Raw genomic sequence first — 3,063 nt, 5'->3', positions numbered from 1 at the left:
GGCGCGACGCAGCCCGGCGACGGCTTCGTCTCGCTCGGCACCTCGGGCGTGCTCTGCGTGGTGGGCGACCGCTTCCGGCCCAATCCCGCTTCTGCCGTGCACGCGTTCTGCCATGCGATTCCGGACCGCTGGCACCAGATGAGCGTCGTGCTTTCGGCCGCGAGCTGCCTGCGCTGGGTCTGCAAGCTGACCGGCACGGACGAGCCCACGCTGCTCGCCGAAGTCGAACGACTCGGCACCCAAACGCTTTCGGAAGCACCGCTTTTCCTGCCGTATCTTTCCGGCGAGCGCACGCCGCACAACGACCCGTATGCGCAGGGCGTGTTCTTCGGCATGACGCACGCGACCGATCGCGCGTTGCTCGGCTATGCCGTGCTCGAAGGCGTGACGCTCGCGCTCACCGACGGCCTCGACGCCCTCGCGGCCGCGGGCACCGAGGTGGGCGCGCTGTCGATGCTGGGCGGTGGCGCGCGCAGCGGCTACTGGGCGCAGCTCGTGGCCGACGCGTTCGACACGCCCACGCGCCAGCACGGCGGCGGCGAGACGGGCGCGGCGCTCGGCGCGGCCCGCCTCGGCTGGCTCGCGGCGGGCGGCGACGCGCGCGACGTGCTGACCAAGCCGCCCGTGGTGGCCGAATACACGCCGAACCCCGCGCGCCATGCGGCGCTGCGCGAGCGGCTCGGCGCGTATCGCGCGCTCTACCGCCACGTGCGTCCGCTGTTCGAGCCCTCGCGCGAACGCCTCGCCTAAGGCGTGCAGTACACTGCGCCCCCGACAACGTAACCCCACTCCACTCCACCCCACTCAACGCCAGGCGAGCCAGGCCCCGACCACCGTGCCCAAGTCCACTGAAAAACTCGATCTCGCCACACGCGCTGCCTGGCTCTACTACGTGGCCGGCAACACCCAGAACGAAATCGCCGAGAAGCTGCAGGTGTCGCGCCCGGTCGCGCAGCGCCTCGTCGCCTTCGCGGTCGAGAAGAACCTGATCCGCGTGCGCGTCGACCACCGTCTCGCCGATTGCCTCGCGCTCGCCGATGCGCTCTCGAAGCGCTACGGTCTTTCGGTGTGCGAAGTGGTGCCCGTCGACAACGACACGCCCGAGGAGATCGACCGCAAGCTCGCCGTAGCGGGCGCGCAGGTGATGGAGCGCTATCTTTCCGAAGAGCGGCCGATGGTGGTGGCCGTGAGCAGCGGGCGCACGCTGAAGGCGGCCGTCGACCAGATCGCGCAACTGGACCGGCCGCAGCACCGTCTCGTTTCGATGGTGGGCGCGATCGCTCAGGACGGTTCCTCGAACCGCTATGACGTCGCGCTGCACATTTCCGAGAAGACGGGCGGCAAGCACTTCCTGCTGCCCGCGCCGCTCATCGCCGACAACGAGGCCGAGCGCGCGCAATGGTGCAATCACCGGCTCTATCGAATCGTGGAATCGCTTTCCAGCGAGGCCGATGTCGCGTTCGTAGGTATCGGCAATATCGGCGAGCATTGTCCGCTGCACGAGGACGGCTTCATCACCTCCGAGGAAGTGCAGGAACTGATGCGCCAGGGCGCCGTCGCGGAGATGCTCGGCCTGCCAATCGATGCGGCCGGCAAGCGCGTCGATTCGCCAACCGGACGCCGCGTGACGAGCATCTACCTCGATTCGCCGCCGCGCCGCCCGACGATCGGCTTCGCAGGCGGCGCGCGCAAGCGCGAAGCGGTGATCGCGGCGCTCAACGGCGGCTGGCTCTCCGGGCTCGTGACCGACGAGCTGTGCGCGCGCGCCGCGCTGGAGCGCTGAAGCAACGGCGCTGCCTTGCCCTGCGCGCGGATCGAGTGCAAAAAAGCGCCCGCACGAAGCGGGCGCACAAGGGCAACCTCAGGTACCTCGCCACACAGCACACCGCGCGAGACATCGACGCGGTGCGTACAGCGAGCCGGTGCAATCACGCAGCGAGTTGCTGCGCGAAGCGACGCTCAAACGCCTGGCCGTTCGCGTCGAAGAGGTGGCAATGATCGGGCGTCGAGCCGAGCTTCATCGCCTCGCCGCGCTCGTGCCGCTCGAGCGGCGCAATGCGCGCGATCAGCCCGTCCGGCGCGACCGGGCTTTCGGCGTAGAGATAGGCGGCGTCGCCGAGCGATTCGACCGTCATCGCCTTCGCACTCACGCCGTCCTCGCCCGTCATGACATGCAGGTGCTCGGGGCGAATGCCCACCGTCACCTTGTCGCCCTCGCGCGCGCCGCGCGGCTCGACCGCCACCGTCTGCGTTTCGCCCGTCTCGTAGCGCACGACGAGGCCGTCATTCTCGACTTTCTGCACCGTCCCCTCGAGGAAGTTCATCTTCGGCGAGCCGATGAAGCCCGCCACGAACCGGTTCGCCGGCGCGTGATAGAGACGGTTCGGACTGCCAACCTGTTCGACATTGCCCGCCGAGAGCACGACGATCTTGTCGGCGAGCGTCATCGCCTCGACCTGATCGTGCGTCACGTAGATCATCGTCGTCTTCAGCTCGTCGTGCAGCCGCGCGAATTCGAGGCGCATCTTCACACGCAGCGCGGCGTCGAGATTCGAGAGCGGCTCGTCGAAGAGGAACACCTTCGGCTTGCGCGTGATCGCGCGCCCGATCGCCACGCGTTGGCGCTGGCCGCCCGAGAGCTGCCGCGGCTTGCGGTCGAGCAGATGGTCGATGTGCAGGATCTTCGCGGCGTTCTTCACGGCGGCGTCGATCTCGGGCTTCTTCGCGCCCGCGAGCTTCAGACCAAATGCCATGTTGTCGTAGAGCGTCATGTGCGGATAGAGCGCATACGACTGGAACACCATCGCGATGCCGCGCTTGGCCGGCGGCACGTCGTTCATGCGCGTGCCGTCGATCATCAGATCGCCGCCGCTGATGTCCTCGAGGCCCGCGATCATCCGCATGAGCGTGGTCTTGCCGCAGCCGCTCGGGCCCACGAACACGACGAATTCGCCGTCGGCGATGTCGAGATTCACGTCGCGCAGCACTTCGTTGTCGTCGTAGCGCTTCAGTACATCTCTAAGGATCACGCTTGCCATGATGTGTCTCCGTTGTGGCGAAAGC

At 67.9% G+C, this 3,063-nt stretch carries 3 protein-coding genes; 2 read left to right on the top strand and 1 reads right to left on the bottom strand.

Annotation, left to right across the window (positions count from 1 at the left end; genetic code table 11):
- Together VMJ11_RS34180 and VMJ11_RS34175 are read left to right on the top strand one after the other, a co-directional pair.
- The coding region (locus VMJ11_RS34180) for a xylulokinase (RefSeq protein ID WP_325625639.1) at positions 1 to 750 on the top strand (750 nt) is incomplete at its 5' end.
- Between the two features lie 85 nt (positions 751 to 835).
- The gene (locus VMJ11_RS34175) at positions 836 to 1,783 is read left to right on the top strand and encodes a sugar-binding transcriptional regulator (RefSeq protein ID WP_325625637.1); all 948 of its coding nucleotides are present in this window, start codon (positions 836 to 838) and stop codon (positions 1,781 to 1,783) included.
- A gap of 145 nt (positions 1,784 to 1,928) precedes the next feature.
- Here the strand turns inward: VMJ11_RS34175 and VMJ11_RS34170 are convergent, their stop codons facing one another.
- A complete protein-coding gene (locus VMJ11_RS34170) occupies positions 1,929 to 3,038 on the bottom strand; it encodes a sn-glycerol-3-phosphate ABC transporter ATP-binding protein UgpC (protein ID WP_325625636.1) in 1,110 nt (369 codons plus the stop codon).
- Positions 3,039 to 3,063: the final 25 nt, after the last annotated feature.

The organism is Paraburkholderia sp. (assembly GCF_035501035.1).
GTDB lineage: Bacteria > Pseudomonadota > Gammaproteobacteria > Burkholderiales > Burkholderiaceae > Paraburkholderia.
The sequence above is the reverse complement of the archived record's forward strand: the minus strand, read 5'-3'. Positions and strand labels throughout refer to the sequence as shown.

What these genes read in the sequence shown, in the direction of transcription:
- VMJ11_RS34170 (WP_325625636.1), bottom strand. Translation starts at nt 3,038, where the DNA reads ATGGCAAGCGTGATCCTTAGAGATGTACTGAAGCGCTACGACGACAAC.